The sequence below is a fragment of the Ancylobacter defluvii genome (assembly GCF_018390605.1).
Lineage (GTDB): Bacteria > Pseudomonadota > Alphaproteobacteria > Rhizobiales > Xanthobacteraceae > Ancylobacter > Ancylobacter defluvii.
On sequence record NZ_JAHBGD010000028.1, the window covers coordinates 1 to 15,945 of the forward strand.

15 protein-coding genes are annotated in these 15,945 nt (G+C 66.1%); 8 read left to right on the forward strand and 7 right to left on the reverse strand.

Annotated features, from left to right (window positions below; all coding sequences use genetic code 11):
• Nucleotides 1–554: 554 nt before the first annotated feature.
• The 3 genes from KHC24_RS25695 to rpsA all read left to right on the forward strand — a co-directional run bounded on the left by KHC24_RS25695 (nt 555) and on the right by rpsA (nt 3,910).
• Complete coding sequence (locus KHC24_RS25695) at nt 555–872, forward strand: helix-turn-helix domain-containing protein (RefSeq protein ID WP_213366596.1); 318 nt, start codon at nt 555–557, stop codon at nt 870–872.
• Nucleotides 872–1,840: a reverse transcriptase family protein gene (locus tag KHC24_RS23405; RefSeq protein ID WP_213366597.1), complete on the forward strand. Its 969-nt coding sequence runs from the start codon at nt 872–874 to the stop codon at nt 1,838–1,840. The genes KHC24_RS25695 and KHC24_RS23405 overlap by 1 nt, the downstream gene beginning before the upstream one ends.
• Nucleotides 1,841–2,203: 363 nt before the next feature.
• Complete coding sequence (gene rpsA / locus KHC24_RS23410) at nt 2,204–3,910, forward strand: 30S ribosomal protein S1 (RefSeq protein ID WP_213366599.1); 1,707 nt, start codon at nt 2,204–2,206, stop codon at nt 3,908–3,910.
• A 93-nt stretch (nt 3,911–4,003) separates the two neighbouring features.
• Here the strand turns inward: rpsA and KHC24_RS23415 are convergent, their stop codons facing one another.
• Both KHC24_RS23415 and KHC24_RS23420 read right to left on the reverse strand, forming a co-directional pair.
• Nucleotides 4,004–4,270 carry a hypothetical protein gene (locus KHC24_RS23415; RefSeq protein ID WP_213366601.1) on the reverse strand — a complete coding sequence of 89 codons (267 nt, stop codon included), beginning with the start codon at nt 4,268–4,270 and terminating at the stop codon, nt 4,004–4,006.
• A 77-nt stretch (nt 4,271–4,347) separates the two neighbouring features.
• Nucleotides 4,348–5,247: a LysR family transcriptional regulator ArgP gene (locus KHC24_RS23420; RefSeq protein ID WP_213366603.1), complete on the reverse strand. Its 900-nt coding sequence runs from the start codon at nt 5,245–5,247 to the stop codon at nt 4,348–4,350.
• 100 nt (nt 5,248–5,347) lie between these two features.
• Between KHC24_RS23420 and KHC24_RS23425 the strand changes: the two genes are divergently transcribed.
• Nucleotides 5,348–5,956, forward strand: a complete 609-nt coding sequence (locus KHC24_RS23425; RefSeq protein ID WP_213366605.1) for a LysE/ArgO family amino acid transporter — start codon at nt 5,348–5,350, stop codon at nt 5,954–5,956.
• 58 nt (nt 5,957–6,014) lie between these two features.
• A complete protein-coding gene (locus KHC24_RS23430) occupies nt 6,015–6,899 on the forward strand; it encodes a dihydrodipicolinate synthase family protein (RefSeq protein ID WP_213366607.1) in 885 nt (294 codons plus the stop codon).
• 55 nt (nt 6,900–6,954) lie between these two features.
• On the opposite strand, the gene KHC24_RS23435 is transcribed toward KHC24_RS23430, so the two are convergent.
• Together KHC24_RS23435 and KHC24_RS23440 are read right to left on the reverse strand one after the other, a co-directional pair.
• Nucleotides 6,955–7,506, reverse strand: a complete 552-nt coding sequence (locus KHC24_RS23435; RefSeq protein WP_213367088.1) for a sugar O-acetyltransferase — start codon at nt 7,504–7,506, stop codon at nt 6,955–6,957.
• A gap of 186 nt (nt 7,507–7,692) precedes the next feature.
• On the reverse strand, nt 7,693–8,337 hold the full coding sequence (locus KHC24_RS23440) for a glutathione S-transferase (protein ID WP_271180541.1): 645 nt from the start codon (nt 8,335–8,337) through the stop codon (nt 7,693–7,695).
• A 444-nt stretch (nt 8,338–8,781) separates the two neighbouring features.
• On the opposite strand from KHC24_RS23440, the gene KHC24_RS23445 reads away from it, so the two are divergent.
• Both KHC24_RS23445 and KHC24_RS23450 read left to right on the forward strand, forming a co-directional pair.
• Entirely contained in the window at nt 8,782–10,044 is a 1,263-nt protein-coding gene (locus tag KHC24_RS23445) for a polyhydroxyalkanoate depolymerase (protein WP_213366609.1), read from the forward strand.
• 104 nt (nt 10,045–10,148) lie between these two features.
• Complete coding sequence (locus KHC24_RS23450) at nt 10,149–11,216, forward strand: bifunctional transcriptional activator/DNA repair enzyme AdaA (protein WP_213366611.1); 1,068 nt, start codon at nt 10,149–10,151, stop codon at nt 11,214–11,216.
• Between the two features lie 315 nt (nt 11,217–11,531).
• On the opposite strand, the gene hemH is transcribed toward KHC24_RS23450, so the two are convergent.
• Nucleotides 11,532–12,599, reverse strand: a complete 1,068-nt coding sequence (gene hemH / locus KHC24_RS23455) for a ferrochelatase (protein ID WP_213366613.1) — start codon at nt 12,597–12,599, stop codon at nt 11,532–11,534.
• A gap of 132 nt (nt 12,600–12,731) precedes the next feature.
• Complete coding sequence (locus KHC24_RS23460) at nt 12,732–13,436, reverse strand: glutathione S-transferase N-terminal domain-containing protein (protein WP_213366615.1); 705 nt, start codon at nt 13,434–13,436, stop codon at nt 12,732–12,734.
• 168 nt (nt 13,437–13,604) lie between these two features.
• On the opposite strand from KHC24_RS23460, the gene KHC24_RS23465 reads away from it, so the two are divergent.
• Nucleotides 13,605–14,405, forward strand: a complete 801-nt coding sequence (locus tag KHC24_RS23465; RefSeq protein ID WP_213366617.1) for a pyrroline-5-carboxylate reductase family protein — start codon at nt 13,605–13,607, stop codon at nt 14,403–14,405.
• A gap of 78 nt (nt 14,406–14,483) precedes the next feature.
• Here the strand turns inward: KHC24_RS23465 and KHC24_RS23470 are convergent, their stop codons facing one another.
• The gene (locus KHC24_RS23470) at nt 14,484–15,911 is read right to left on the reverse strand and encodes a homospermidine synthase (RefSeq protein WP_213366619.1); all 1,428 of its coding nucleotides are present in this window, start codon (nt 15,909–15,911) and stop codon (nt 14,484–14,486) included.
• Between the last annotated feature and the right edge of the window lie 34 nt (nt 15,912–15,945).

Consider the following 15,945-nt stretch of genomic DNA (forward strand, 5'->3'; position numbering starts at 1 on the left):
TCGTTCATCTCGCTGGCGCCATGATCTGGCTCAAATGAATGTCGATCCGACCTAAGCGAATCGCGCTTGATACACTCGCGCTTGGTTGGACATTCATGCCTCTCCACCGGATGGACGACAGTCCATCCTAGGGGTTCGCAAGAACCCTCCATTCTCGGGGGTCAGCCGCTGCTGCATGGTTCGCCGTGCCCGCGCCCGACCGCCGCGATAGGCGCGTCTCGAAAGGCTCGAGACGCGCTGGGGCACTTAGAGGTCCTTCCGTTCGAGATGTCCTTTCTCAAAGGCACCGCTGTCAGAAGCCGGAATTTTCCGGTCAGATTAGTCGGTGAGAAAGGAAAAGATCATGTCGACAACGACTGATCCCCCGAGCGACGAACGGAAGTATGCCGGTTTCTGGAAGCGGATGCGAGGCTTCGGCCGCAAATTCGTGAATAGAAAGACGTTCATTGCTGCGCTCCAGATCGTTCTTTTGATGACGAGGATCGCAAAGGCCTTGAAGCAGTTGGTCGGAGACCTCTAAGTCATTTCCCCTCTAAGGAAAATCACGCAAGCCGATGTATCATCGAGCACTAAAACTAATTCGGCAATACCATCGGCTTTCGCAGGTCGATTTGGCTAACGGTATAGGTTTGTCGAGATCGTTTATTTCTGAAATTGAGAAAGATGGTGGAAAGAGACCTAGTGTCGACGTTCTCGAACGATATGCAGCGTATTTTTCAATTCCTCTTTCATCGTTGTTGATTTTTGCCGAACAAACTGAGTCTAACGATCTAGGAGAACGTTCCAGAGTATATGCCGCAACTAAGGTGCTTCGAATGCTGGAGTGGCTGGAGGAGACCACAAGGGTGAATGATTCGACGGATGCAGCCTAATGGCACCTAAAAATAAGGCTTCTTTGAGAATTGAAGATTGCTGGCTCTTCGCCGTCGCGTCGAAGGAAGATTTGGCGCGCCGTCTGTCTACAGACAGGCAAAAAATTTCTGTCTCAGATTTGGAACGACTCTCTGCCGACGCTGGCAATTATAGGCTATTCAGCATACGCCAAGGTACTAAAGAGCGACCTGTTCAGGAACCCAAGCGAGAGCTTCAACAAATACACGCCCGCATACATCGACTCTTATCAAGAGTTGTTGTGCCTGAATATCTGCATTCTGCCGTAAAAGGTAAATCTTATCTGACAAATGCTAGAGAGCATGGTCACGGTATTTCTATTATTAAGATAGATGTGAAGAAATTTTTTCCGTCCGTGCCTCGTTTTCGTGTTTTCACATTCTTTAAAATTGTCATGAAATGTCGGAAAGATGTATCTGGTCTTCTTGCTGATCTGATTACGTTTGACCAACGGCTTCCCACCGGAAGCAGCGCAAGCCCAATAATCGCTTACTACGCATTCAAGCCGATGTTCGATGAAATATCGCGATTCGCTGAGAGTGCTGGACTTAAGATGAGTTGTTACGTGGATGACATGACTTTTAGTGGATCCAATGCAAATAGATTTAATCTTTACGAGATTCACAAAATTATATCAAAGTATGGATTGAAATCTCATAAAATGAAATATTTTGTGGATCAAGAACCTAAAATTATTACGGGTGTGTGTAACACACCCAGCGGCGAGCGCGTGCCGAACAAATTGCATCTTAAGATAAGTATTGGCTTCGAGGAACTTCGCGCCGCAAAATCTCATACTTCGGCGGTCAAGTTATTGCGCCCACTCTTGGGACGCCTTGACGCCGCAGGGCAAATTGATCCTCGCTTTCGAGCGAGAGCGCTAACATTGCGTTCGACATTCAAAACTAAGAGCCGCATCTCGAATGGCGCTATCAAGGGTCGCGTCTGACAGGCTCCCTTCCCTCCCTTGCCTCCCAACCTCTTTGGCGCTATATGCACGCGCATCCGGGTGTCCCTTCAACGGGCGGTTCCGGGGTGGGCCGGCGATGCGGGAACCGTGTCGTCGTGCGCAGGAGGCTCGCCCGCCCTCACCGTGCGTCGGACGCCCGTCCAGAGACCTGACCCGAGCGCGCTCAATGCCGCGCCAGGGCAAATGTCTCGCCCCTTCTGACGAAGATCTCGATCGCCACGGCCAATGCGCCGGGCCTTGACGTGGAAACGTCGGGGCTGCGCCGGAATGCCAGCTTCCGGTGCCCGTGGACATCGAGAGACCCTCAACCCCGTACCGGCGCTTTTGGCACCAGGAGCTTTTATGTCCGCTACTCAAACCGCACTTGCGTCCCGCGACGATTTCGCCGCGATGCTCGAGGAGAGCTTCTCCGTCGCCGAGCCCGCCGAAGGCTCGGTCGTCAAGGGCATCGTCGTCGCCATCGAAAAGGACCTCGCCATCATCGACATCGGTCTCAAGACCGAAGGTCGCGTGGCGCTGCGTGAATTTGCCGGCCCCGGCCGCGACCAGCAGATCCAGGTCGGCGACGAGGTCGAGGTCTATCTGGAGCGCGTCGAGAACGCGCTCGGCGAAGCCGTCCTCTCGCGCGACAAGGCGCGCCGCGAAGAGAGCTGGGTCCGCCTCGAGAAGGCCTTCAACGACCAGCTGAAGGTCACCGGCGTGATCTTCAACCAGGTGAAGGGCGGCTTCACCGTCGATCTCGACGGCGCCGTGGCCTTCCTGCCGCGCTCGCAGGTCGACATCCGTCCGATCCGCGACGTCGGCCCGCTGATGCACAACCCGCAGCCGTTCCAGATCCTGAAGATGGACCGTCGCCGCGGCAACATCGTGGTCTCGCGCCGCACGGTTCTCGAAGAGACCCGCGCCGAGCAGCGCCACGAGCTGGTGCAGAACCTCGAAGAGGGTCAAGTCATCGACGGCGTGGTGAAGAACATCACCGATTACGGTGCGTTCGTCGACCTCGGCGGCATTGACGGCCTGCTGCACGTCACCGACATCGCCTGGCGCCGCGTGAACCACCCGACCGAAGTGCTGAACATCGGCCAGACGGTCAAGGTGAAGATCATCAAGATCAACCACGAGACCCACCGCATCTCGCTCGGCATGAAGCAGCTGCTCGGCGATCCGTGGGAGGGCATCGAGGCCAAGTACCCGGTGGAGGCCCGCTTCAAGGGTCGCGTCACCAACATCACCGACTACGGCGCGTTCGTCGAGCTGGAGCCGGGGATCGAGGGCCTCATCCACGTCTCCGAGATGAGCTGGACCAAGAAGAACGTCCACCCCGGCAAGATCGTCGCCACTTCGCAGGAAGTGGAAGTGGCGATCCTCGAGGTGGATCCGGTCAAGCGCCGCATCTCGCTCGGTCTCAAGCAGACCCTGCAGAACCCCTGGGACGCCTTCGCCGAGAAGTATCCGGCCGGCGCCGTGGTGGAAGGCGAGGTCAAGAACAAGACCGAGTTCGGCCTGTTCCTCGGCCTCGACGGCGACGTCGACGGCATGGTGCATCTGTCGGACCTGGACTGGAACCGTCCGGGCGAGCAGGTCATCGACGAGTTCAAGAAGGGCGACGTGATCAAGGCGGTCGTCCTCGACGTGGACGTCGACAAGGAGCGCATCTCGCTCGGCGTGAAGCAGCTGGCCGGCGACCCCTTCGCCGATGCCGGCGAGCTGAAGAAGGGCGCGATCGTCACCTGCGAAGTCATCGACGTGAAGGATGGCGGCGTCGAGGTGAAGATCATCGGCTCCGACATGACCACCTTCGTGAAGCGCTCGGAACTGGCCCGCGACCGCGGCGACCAGCGTCCGGACCGCTTCGCCGTCGGCGAGAAGTTCGATGCCCGCGTCACCCTGTTCGACCGCAAGGCGCGCAAGGTGCAGGTCTCGATCAAGGCGCTCGAGATCGCCGAAGAGAAGGAAGCCGTGGCGCAGTTCGGCTCGCAGGATTCCGGCGCTTCGCTGGGCGACATCCTCGGCGCCGCGCTGAAGAAGGCCAACGAGAAGGCCGACTGAGCGACCTCCGCTCGATCGCCTGATCGATGAAAACGGGACGGCCTCCCGTCTTGCTTTTTGGGCAACGTCGCGGGGCACCGGCCGCGCCCGGCGTCAGATCGCGGGCGGCGGCTCGATCTCCGGCGGCAGGCTGTCGGGCGGCAGCTCCTGCGGGATGTCGCCGGGGCGGATATCCGGCTCGCCGCGGCCGGGCGGGGGAATATCGGGGCCGGGATCGGGCGGATTGGGATCCTCGACCGGCGCCGGCGGGCTGTCGGGGTTGTCGGCCGGGACGGGAATGTCCGGCCCGCCGGGCTGCGGGGTGCGCGGCGGCTCCGGCAGATCCGGGGCCGGCGGCGTCGGGATGTCGGGATCGGCCATGCTCTGTCCTCCTCGGCTGCGAGGAGAACGGGCGCCGGCGTCTTGTGGTTCCGGTCGTCTTGCCGTGGCTCGCCGCGTCAGGCCGACAGATGGTGCCGCGCCGTCACGACGACCTCGCGGGTGAGCGCCGCCAGCCGATCGGCGACCAGGCGGTTGATCTGCCAGTAGAGGGGAATGTCCAGCGCGGTATCGGGGATCAGCTCCACCAGCCGGCCGGATTGCAGATGCGGCCGCACCAGCTGGATGGGGTTCATCCCCCATCCCATGCCGGACAGGCTGGCCTCGATGAAGCTCTGCGTCGATGGCAGCCAATGGGTGGGATAGCCGAGATCGACGCCGAGCGCCTGCCGCAGCCAGCGGTCCTGCAGCCCGTCCTTCTGGTTGAAGGTCAGCGCCGGGGCGTCGAGGATCGCCTCCGGGGTCACGCCGTCGGCAAAATGCCGGGCGATGAAGTCGGGGCTCGCCGTCGCAACATAGCGCAGCGCGCCGAGCGACGTCCGGCGGCAGCCCTGGATCGGCTTTTCCACGCTGGTGACGGCGGCGATCACCCGCCCGCGCTGCAGCCAGTCGGCGGTGTGATCCTGATCGTCGACGGCGATGTTCAGAAGATAGGGCGAGTGCCGGGCGAAGGCCGACATCGCCGCCACGAACCATGTGCCGAGGCTGTCGGCATTGGTGGCGATGTGCAGCGTCACCCTTTGCCTGGTCGCGGCCGGGTCGATCAGCGCCGGCAGATGCGCGAGCAATTCGCCTTCGAGCATGCCGACCGTCTCCATGTGCCGGCACAGCCAGTCCCCGGTCTCGGTCGCGGTGCAGGGGCTGCCGCGCGCGATCAGCACCACGCCCAGACGCTCCTCCAGCTGCTTCACCCGCTGCGAGACGGCGGAAGAGGTGACACCGAGCTGGCGCGCCGCCCTGTCGAAACTTCCGGTCTGGACCACCGCCGCGACGGCGCGGAGCGCGGAATAATCGAGCATGGATCAGTTCTGCTTAATTGGGGCCAGCAAGATTAACTCGTCTGAACCCGATCGTCGCGCTATCGCACGCGCATCTCATCGGGAAAGCGCCGCGCCTGACATGAATGTTTCGGTTTTTGTAACAGGCCTGCTGATGGGGCTGAGCCTGATCGTCGCCATCGGCGCGCAGAATGCCTTCGTCCTGCGCCAGGGACTGCGCCGCGAGCATGTGTTCGCCGTCTGCCTCGCCTGCGCCCTGTCCGATGCCGTGCTGATCGTGCTGGGCGTCACCAGCTTCCGGCAGATCGCCGCGCTGCTGCCCTGGCTCGATCCGGTGATGCGCTATGGCGGCGCGGCATTCCTGATCCTCTATGGCGCCCGGAGCTTCCGCTCCGCCCTGCTCTCCTCCGGAACGCTGGCCGCCGCCGAGGCGAACCCGTCGAGCTTTCGCCGAACGCTTGCCACCTGCCTCGCGCTGACCTGGCTCAATCCGCATGTCTATCTCGATACCGTCATGCTGCTCGGCACCGTCTCGACCCGCTTCCCCGGGGGCGAGGCGTCGTTTGCGGCCGGCGCGGCGAGCGGCTCCTTCCTGTTCTTCTTCGCGCTCGGCTATGGCGCGGGCGGGTTGCGGCCGATTTTCGCCAATCCGTCGGCCTGGCGGGTGCTGGAGGCGCTGATCGCCGTTACCATGTGGATGATCGCCTACCGGCTGGTAAGCGGGGCGTGACCGGCAGCGGCGGTATGGCTGCCGTTGCCGCCCTGTCGAACGATGTGAGGAGCCTCTCGTGCAGTTGTTTCGCGGCCTATCCGGTTTTTCGCTCACCCCGACCGATGCGGAGGGGCGGGTGCAGGCCGACCTGCTCGGCCGCCTGCTGCAACGCATCCAGGCGGCGGGGGTGGATTCGCTCGGGCTGCTGGGCAGCACCGGCGGCTATGCCTATCTCGCGCTCGCCGAGCGGCAGCGCGCCGTTCGGGCGGCGGTGGAGGCCGTCGGCGGACAGATGCCGATCATCGTCGGCGTCGGCGCGCTCAGAACCGACGAGGCGCTGGCTCTCGCCCGCGACGCCCGCAAGGCCGGAGCCGATGGGCTGCTGCTGGCCCCGGTCTCCTATACGCCGCTGACCCAGGAGGAGGCGTTTCAGCACATTGCCGCCGTTGCCGAAGCCGGCGAGCTGCCGCTGTGCATCTACAACAATCCCGGCACCACCAAATTCATCTTCGGCGAGGATCTGATCGCCCGGCTGGCGTTGGTGCCGAACATTGCCGCCATCAAGATGCCGCTGCCCGCCGATGGCGACTTCGCCGGCGAGCTGGCGCGGCTGCGCGCGCGCACGCCGGACGGTTTTGCCATCGGCTATAGCGGGGACTGGGGCGCGGCGGAGGCCCTGCTGGCCGGCGGCGACGCCTGGTACAGCGTGGTGGCCGGGCTGTTGCCGGTGCCGGCGCTGAAACTGCTACGCGCCGCCCAGGCCGGGGATGCGGCGGAGGTCCGGCGCCTCGACGCCGCCTTCCAGCCGCTCTGGCACCTGTTCCGGGAGTTCGGCAGCTTCCGCGTGATGTACGTCATCGCGGAACTGCTCGGCCTCTGCCAGCTCGAGCCGCCGCGGCCGATCCTGCCGCTTGCCGGCGAGGTCCGGCCGCGCGTGGAGGCGGCATTGCAGGGGCTCTGAGGGCGAGGCGCCCTATCGCGGGCGCTGCGTCGTCTGAACTCGGCGGGCGTCGGCCCTAGTCCCGCACCCGCGCCGGATTGCCGACCGCCTTGGCGCCGGCGGGGATGTCCTTGGTCACCACCGCGCCGGCGCCGATCAGCGCGTCGTCGCCGATGGTGACGCCGGGCAGGATGATCGCCCCGGCGCCGATCCAGGCATTGCGCCCGATCGTCACCTTGCGGCCGAATTCGAGGCCGCCGCGCCGTTCGTCCGGGTCGCGCGGATGGTCGGCGGTGAGGATCTGCACGCCGGGCCCGATCTGGGTGCCGTCGCCGATGCGCACCTCGACCACGTCGAGGATCACGCAGTTGAAATTGAGGAACACCCCGGCGCCGAGCCGGATGTTGAAGCCGTAATCGCAATGGAATGGCGGGCGCACCACCGTGCCGGCGCCCACCTTGCCGAGCCGCTGGCGCAGCAGATCGCCGCGCGCCGCCTCGGAAAGCCCGAGCGAGGCATTGTAGCGCGCCATCCACGCGAAGGCGGCGGCGGCGCAGGCCTGGATCTCGGGATCGGCGGCGCTGTAAAGCTCGCCGGCCAGCATCTTCTCGAATTCGCTCGGGGGCATGGTGTCGTCGTACAGCTTGAACGCGGTCTGCGCCATCGGGATCGTCCATCGTGAGGACGTCCGACTAGCGGAGAACCGCGATAGCCGGAAGCAACGGCGCCATCACGTTTCGCGACGCTCTGAATCGTGGGGATGACGGGGATGGGTGGCGGATTTCCACGCAATGGCCGCGATCCGGTGCCGGCGTCAGAATTCGACGTCGAGTTCTTCCATCTCGTCCGGCTCCACCCGCGCCGCCTCGCTCCATTCCTGCATGGCGGGAAAGCCCAGCATGGTGGCGCAATAGGCGGCGCTGATCGGGTCGAGCGGCACGTCATAGGTGGTGAAGCGCGAGCAGACCGGCGCATACATCGCATCCGCCATGGTGGGGGCGGCGCCGAACAGATAGGGCCCGCCATGCGCGGTGAGGCATTCGTTCCAGATGGCGACGATGCGGGCGATGTCGGCCTGCGCCCCGGTCCATATCTTGAAGCCGGGATGATGCGCCTTGATGTTCATCGGCAGTGCCGAGCGCAGATTGGCGAAGCCGGAATGCATCTCGCCGCAGATCGAGCGGCAATGCGCCCGCGCGGCCCGATCCTTGGGCAGCAGCCCGGCCTCTGGCGCGATTTCATGCAGATATTCGCCGATGGCGAGGGTGTCCCAGATGCGCAGCCCGGCATGGTCCAGCCGCGGAACCAAGAAGGAGGAGGCCTGCAGCAGCAGCTCGGCGCGGATCGAGGGATCGTCGGCGGAAAGCTGGGCCTCGGCGAAATCCAGCCCGGCCATGCGGCACAGCAGGAAGCCGCGCAGCGACCATGAGGAATAGTTCTTGCTACTGATGGTGAGGATGGTCTTCGGACGGTGAGTGGGGCGCTGGGTGGATTCGGGGCTGGACGAGGCTGATTTGCGGGAGGGCGCCGGTTTGCCGGCCGGTGCTTTGGCGGGTGCTTTTGCCGGGGCCTTGGCGGTTTCGTTGCCGGGGACCGCGCCTTGCCGCGTCGCGGCGGCCTCGGCATGCGAGGGAACGGATGTCCGCGACGGACGGCGTTTCGGGGCGGCCGGGGCGGGCATGTCAGCTGGTCCTGTGTTGACGCAACGGGGTTTGGGCGGACTGCATGTAATCACACTTCGTGCCATCGCGAATGACGTGCGCGATCTGCCGCAGCGTCAAGACCCTTCGTCGTATCGTGCCAGGCCCGGCTTTGCTCTAGCGTGCGGGATGGACCGGGCAGCGGCGCTCCGCCCCGCCGCGCACCGGGCCGGTCAGCCGTGCCGTCCGGGAGCCCGCCGCGCATGATCTACGCCGCCTATCAGGCCCAGGCCGACCTGCTCGACCCGTTGCGTACCATGGCGCGGCTGTCGCGCCGGATGATCGAGACCGCCATGGGCGGCAGCGCCATGGCCGGGCCGCCGCTGGCGGGCCTCGCGGCGGCGGGGCCGGGTGCCGGGGCGATGATGCGCAACATGGTCGCGGCGCTGGAGATGTTCGAGCGCTTCAGCCTCAGCCATCAGCGCCCGGCCTTCGGCATCGACACCGTGACGGTTGGCAATCGCGAGGTGGCGGTGACCGAGGAGGTGACGGCCAGCCTGCCCTTCGGCTCGCTGCTGCATTTCAAGAAGGATGTCGAGCAGCCGCAGCCGCGCGTGCTGGTGGTGGCGCCGCTCTCCGGCCATTTCGCCACCCTGCTGCACGGCACGGTGAAGACGCTGCTGCCGGAGAACGACGTCTACGTCACCGACTGGCATAATGCCCGCGACGTGCCGCTCAGCGCCGGGCCGTTCGGCTTCGACGACTATGTCGAGCACGTGATCCGCTTCCTGGAGATCGTCGGGCCGGGCGCGCACGCGCTGGCGGTGTGCCAGCCCTGCGTGCAGGTGCTGGTGGCCACCGCGGTGATGAGCCAGCAGGACAATCCGGCGACGCCGCATTCCATCACCCTGATGGCCGGGCCGGTCGACACCCGCGTCAACCCGACCAAGGTCAACGAACTCGCCACCTCCAAGCCGATGGACTGGTTCGAGAAGAACCTGATCTCCACCGTGCCGGCCGGCTTTCCCGGCGCCGGGCGGCGGGTCTATCCCGGCTTCGTGCAGGTCGGCGCCTTCATGGCGATGAACATGGACCGGCATGTGAAGGCGCATGTCGAGCTGTTCGAGAACCTCGCCATGGGCGAGCACGAGAAGGCGGCGACCTCGAAGAACTTCTACGACGAATATTTCGCCGTGCTCGACCTTGCCGCCGAATTCTATCTCGAGACCATCCGCATCGTGTTCCAGGAGCACGAGCTGCCGCGCGGGGTGCTGACCTATCGCGGCGACACGGTGGATCTGCGCGCCATCCGCCGCACCGCGCTGCTCACCGTGGAGGGCGAGCGCGACGACATCTGCGCCGTCGGCCAGACGGTGGCGGCGCAGGATCTGTGCTCCAGCCTGCGCCCGCACCGCAAGCGCCACCACATGCAGGCCGGCGTCGGCCATTATGGGGTGTTCTCCGGGCGGCGCTGGCAGTCGCAGGTCTACCCGCTGGTGCGCAACCACATTCTCGCGGCGGATTGAGCCGGGCCCGCGCAACCGGCCGGCTCCGTCCGCGCCGGGGTGGAATCCGAAATAGATGCCTGATTTGCGGCGGCAGGATCCGTGGAGCCTGCTAGATTCGCCGCATGCTGTTCGATCTGCCCGACCACGACACGCTTTATCGCGCGCTCATCGACCGCGACGACCGCTATGAGGGTCGCGCCTTCGTCTGCGTCGCCACCACCGGCGTGTTCTGCCGGCTGACCTGCCCGGCCCGCAAGCCACTGGCCGGCAATTGCAGCTTCCACGCCACCATCGGCGAATGCATCGAGGCGGGATTCCGCCCCTGCAAGCGCTGCCATCCGCTGCAACCGGCCGCCGCGGCCGACCCGGTGATCGCGGCGCTGCTGGCCGCGCTCGACGAGCGGCCGGAGCGGCGCTGGAGCGAGGGCGACGTGGCGCGCCTAGGCTTCGACCTCTCCACGGTGCGGCGCAGCTTCAAGCGGCATTTCGGCATGACCTTCATCGAGATGGCGCGGCAGCGCCGCCTGCGCGAGGGTTTCGAGACGCTGGCGCTGGGCGGCTCGGTGATCGCTGCGCAGCAGGAGGCCGGATTCGAATCCGCCAGTGCCTTCCGCGCCGCCTTCGCCCGGTTGATCGGCCGCGCGCCGGGCGAGCTCACCGGGCGCGGGCTGCTGCTGGCCGACTGGATCGCCACCCCGATCGGCGACATGCTCTCTTTGTCGAGCGCCTCGCAGCTGCATCTGCTCGAATTCATCGATCGCCGGGCGCTGCCGACCGAACTCGGCAAGCTCGCCGCGCTGGCCAAGGGCGAGATCGGCATCGGCTCTTATGCGCCGACCGAGCAGATCCGCGCCGAGCTCGGGCGATTCTTTGCCGGCAAATCGGCGGAATTTGCCACACCGCTGGCCTTGCACGGCAGCGCCTTCACCCGCGCGGTGTGGGCGGAGCTGCGGCAGATCCCGCCCGGCGAGACCCGCTCCTATGGCGAGATCGCCCGCCGCATCGGCCAGCCGGCGGCGGTGCGCGCGGTGGCGCGGGCGAACGGCGCCAACCAGCTCGCCTTGATCATCCCCTGCCACCGGGTGATCGGCGCCGACGGCGCGCTCACCGGCTATGGCGGCGGGCTGTGGCGCAAGCAGAAGCTGCTCGACATCGAGCAGCAATTCGCCCGCGCCGCGCCGGCGGCGTGAGGAGGACGGTGATTGTGTTTTGCCCCCTCTCCCCATTGGAGAAAGGGGTAGGGCGAGGGGCTCTACGGCTCCGCAATGGTGTCGCCCCTCACCGACCCGCTGCGCGGGCCACCTCTCCCCAATGGGGAGAGGAAAGAAAGAGACGTCACCAAGCGCAGCGATAGGCGCCCGCCGAAAGACCGGGAGCCATGCCCCGTCATCCGGCACGGCCGAAGGCCGAAGCGGGAGCGCAGCGACATTGGCTGATGATCCCGGCTCTCCGCTACGCTCCGGGGATGACGAGAACCGGAGGCGTTCGGCCGCCCGGGTGCAATCTCACCCCAGATCGGCCCAGCCGGCGAGCTCGCGGCGGATCACCGCCTCCAGCACATCCAGCCCCGGCTCGCTGTCGTTGAGGCAGGGGATGAAGTGGAACTGCTCGCCGCCATTGTGATGGAAGATCTCGGCATTCTCGCCGGCGATCTCCTCCAGCGTCTCCAGGCAATCGGCGACGAAGCCGGGCGTGATCACCGCCAGCCGCTTCACGCCGGATTTGGCCAGCGCCTCCACCGTCTTGTCGGTATAGGGCTGTAGCCATTCCGCCTTGCCGAAGCGCGACTGGAAGGTGAGGCGGAGCTTGTCCTCCGGCCAGCCGAGGCGCTCGCGCACCAGCCGCGCGGTCTTGTAGCAATAGCAGTGATAGGGATCGCCCTTCTCGAAATATTCCTTCGGAATGCCGTGGAAGGAGGCGAGCACCAGCTCCGGCTCCCAGTCGAGTCCGGCGAGGGACTTTTCGATGGATGAGGCGATGGCCTCGATATAGGCCGGCTCGTCCGGCCATGGGGGCGCGACGCGCAGCACCGGCTGCCAGCGCATTTTCTTCAGGGCGTCAAAGGCGGCATCGCAGACGGTAGCCGAGGTCGCCGCCGCATATTGCGGATAGAGCGGCACCAGGAGAATGCGGTCGCAGCCCTGCTTTTGCAGGGCGTCCAGCCGCGAGGCGACCGACGGATTGCCGTAGCGCATCGCCCAATCGAAGACCAGGCGGGCGTCCTTGCCGCCGAGGCGGGCCGCCAGCTTGTCCGACTGCGCGCGGGTGATGGTGCGCAGCGGGCCCTCGTTCAGCTGCTTGTTCCAGATCGTCTCGTAATCCTTGCCCTTGGCCTGCGGGCGCTTCGACAGGATGACGACGTTGAGCAGGAACCACCACAGGACCCGGTTGACCTCGATCACCCGGCGGTCGGAGAGGAATTCCCCGAGATAGCGCCGCATCGACCAGTAATCGGTGCCGTCCGGCGTGCCGAGATTGACGATGAGCACGCCGATCCTGCCGGATTTCACCGGCGGATGGTCCTTGGGCAGCGGCGCGGCGGCCGCGCCCGGCGGCGTCACGGTCTGGTTCATCGCAGGTCCTTGTCGTTCTCGCCCGCTTATAGGCGAAATCGGCGGCGCTGCCACCACGCCGGGTCGGGCGCGGCGGCGCGTCGCATCGAGGAGCGGGGGCCTTGTCAGGGCATGCGGATTAAGGGCGCAGCCTCACGGGCGCGGCGGGATCTCGATGCCGCGCTGCACCGCCGGACGCGCGAGCCCGCGCTCCAGCCAGGCCGGCACGTTCTTCAGCTCGTCATAGCCGACCAGTTCGCCGGCGCCGTAGAAGCCGATGAGGTTGCGCACCCAGCCGAGCGAGGCGATGTCGGCGATGGTGTAGTCGTCGCCCATGATCCAGTCGCGGCCCTCGAGCCGGCTCTCCAGCACCCGGATCAGCCGGGCGCTTTCCTTGGCGTAGCGGTCGCGCGGGCGCTTGTCCTCATATTCGCGGCCGGCGAATTTATGGAAGAAGCCGAGCTGGCCGAACATCGGCCCCAGCCCGCCCATCTGCCACATCACCCACTGCACGGTCTCGTAGCGCCCGGCCGGGTCCCTGGGCAGCAGCTGGCCGGTCTTCTCGGCGAGATAGAGCAGGATGGCGCCGGATTCGAACAGGGCGAGCGGCTTGCCGCCGGGGCCGTCGGGATCGAGGATCGCCGGGATCTTGCCGTTGGGGTTGAGCGACAGGAATTCCGGCGTCCAGCTCTCGTCCTTGCCGATATTGACGGCGTGCGCCTCATAGGGCAGGCCGGTTTCCTCCAGCATGATCGACACCTTCACCCCGTTGGGGGTGGGCACCGAGTAGAGCTGAAGGCGGTCGGGATGTTTGGCGGGCCAGCGGGCGGTGATCGGGAAGGTGGACAGATCGGTCACGCAGGAGCTCCTCGACGGCTGCGATGGTGGCGCGGCGGGCGGATGCGCGCCGGGTTGGCCTCTAGCTAGGCACGCCAAGGCCGACATGCCATGCTCCGGCGGCATTTCCTGCGAGGTTTTGCGTTCCATCGCGGCGGGATCGGCGGGGCCGCCGGATCGGGGGACGGCATGGGCGGCGAAAGGCTGGGGCTGGTCGGCTGCGGTCAATTGGGCGGAGCGATCGGCCGGGCGCTGCTGCGTTCCGGCGCTTTCGCTCCCGCGCCGCTGCTGATCTGCAACCGTTCCGGCCCGGCGGCCGGTTTTTCCGACGTCGCCGATATCGCCTGGACCACCGACCCGCAGGAGGTGGCGGATCGCTGTACGGTCGTGCTGCTGGCGCTGCCGCCGGCGGCGGGGCGGGCGCTACGCATCCGTGCACCGGACCGGCTGGTGGTCTCGGTGATGGCCGGGGTCACGGCGGCGCAGCTCGGCGGCATCAGCGGGTCGGCGCGGGTGGTGCGCGGCATGTCGAATCCGGCGGCCGAGATCGGCATGGCCTATTCGCCGTGGTTCGCCGCACCGGGGGTGACGGCGGCGGACCGCGCCACGGTGCGGGCGCTGTTCGCGGCCTGCGGCAGCACCGACGAGGTGCCGGACGAGGGCCAGATCGACGTGTTTACCGCGATCACCGGGCCGGTGCCGGGCTTCGTCGCCTATTTCGCCCAATGCGTGCAGGATTATGCCCAGGGACAGGGCGTCGAAGCGGATGTGGCGCGGCGGGCGGTGGCGCAGCTGTTCCATGCCGCCGGGCGGATGCTGGCCGCCACCGATCGCCCGGCCGCCGATTTCGTGCAGGAGATGATCGACTATGCCGGCACCACCGCGGCCGGGCTCAACGCCATGAAGGCGTCGCCGCTCGCCGAAGCGGTGGCGACCGGGCTGGAGGCGGCGCGGCGGCGGTGCCTCACCATCGGCCAGCCGCAAGGCTGAACGGAAACGCCGCCGGGCGCGGCCGGCGGCGTTCAGGCGATCACGATTCGCGCTGCGGGAGCGGGCCGTCCGTCCGACTCACCGCACCAGCACGTTGCGGAACTGCCAGGGGTCGCTCTCGTCGATGTCCTCGGGGAACAGGCCGGGACGGCCGTCCAGCGGCGTCCAGTCGGTGTAGTAGCCCTTCAGCGTGCCGAGATAGGGCCGCTGGATCTCGAGGCAGCGCTTGTAGTCCATCTCGTCGGTCTCGACGATGCCGGCCTCGGGGTTCTCCAGTGCCCACACCATGCCGGCGAGGATGGCGGAGGTCACCTGAAGGCCGGTCGCGGTCTGGTAGGGCGCGAGGTCGCGGGTTTCCTCGATGGTGAGCTGCGAGCCGTACCAGTAGGCGTTCTTGGCATGGCCGAACAGCAGCACGCCGAGCTCGTCGCGCCCGTCGACGATCTCGTGCTCGCTCAGGATGGTCCATTCGCCCTGGAACTTGCCCTCATTGCCGAACATCTCGTGCCACGACAGCACTGCGTCGTTGCAGGGGTGATAGGCGTAGTGGCAGGTCGGGCGGTAGGCGACCGAAGCGCCTTCGCGCACGGTGAAGTAGTCGGCGATCGAGATCGATTCGTTGTGCGTGACGAGGAAGCCATGCTGGGCGCCGAGCGAGGGGCACCAGGTGCGCACCTTGGTGGCGGCGCCGGGCTGCATCAGGTAGATCGCCGCGCCCGAGCCCTGATTGTGCGAGCGGGCGGTCTCCGGCTGCCAGGTCTCGTGGGTGCCCCAGCCGAGCTCGGCCGGCTGCAGGCCCTCGGAGACGAAGCCCTCCACCGACCAGGTGTTGATGAAGTGGCCGAAGGGGCGCGGGGCGCTCGCGCGCTGGGTGTCGCGCTCGGCGATGTGGATGCCCTTGACGCCGAGCGTCTGGGCAAGGCGCGCCCAGCCCTCGCGGCTGGTCGGCTCCTCGAAGGCGGTACCGGTATCGGTGGCGATGTCGACCAGCGCCTGCTTGACGAACCACGACACCATGCCCGGATTGGCGCCGCAGCAGGAGACCGCGGTCGGCCCGCCCGGATTGGCGCGCTTGGCGGCCAGCATGCTCTCGCGCAGCGCATAGTTGGAGCGGCTCGCCGGGGTGGCGTTCTTGTCGAAATAGAAGCCGAGCCAGGGCTCCACCACGGTGTCGATATAGAGCGCGCCCAGCTCGCGGGCGAGCGTCATCATGTCGACCGAGCCGGTATCGACCGAGAGGTTGATCACGAAGCCGCGGCCGCCAGTGGTCAGCAGCGGCGTCAGGATTTCGCGGTAGTTCTCCTTGGTGATCGCCAGCTGCAGAAAGGTGATGCCGCGCTCGTCGAGGAGGGCGCGGTTGTCGTCGACCGGATCGATGACGGTGAGACGGTCCTTGTCGAAGTCGAAATGCCGTTCGAGGAGCGGCAGGGTACCACGCCCGATCGAGCCGAAGCCGATCATCACGATGGGACCGTCGATTTTTCCATAGACCGGCCAGACCGACATTCTCAGGGACACTCCTTTGTTGGCCTCAATACTT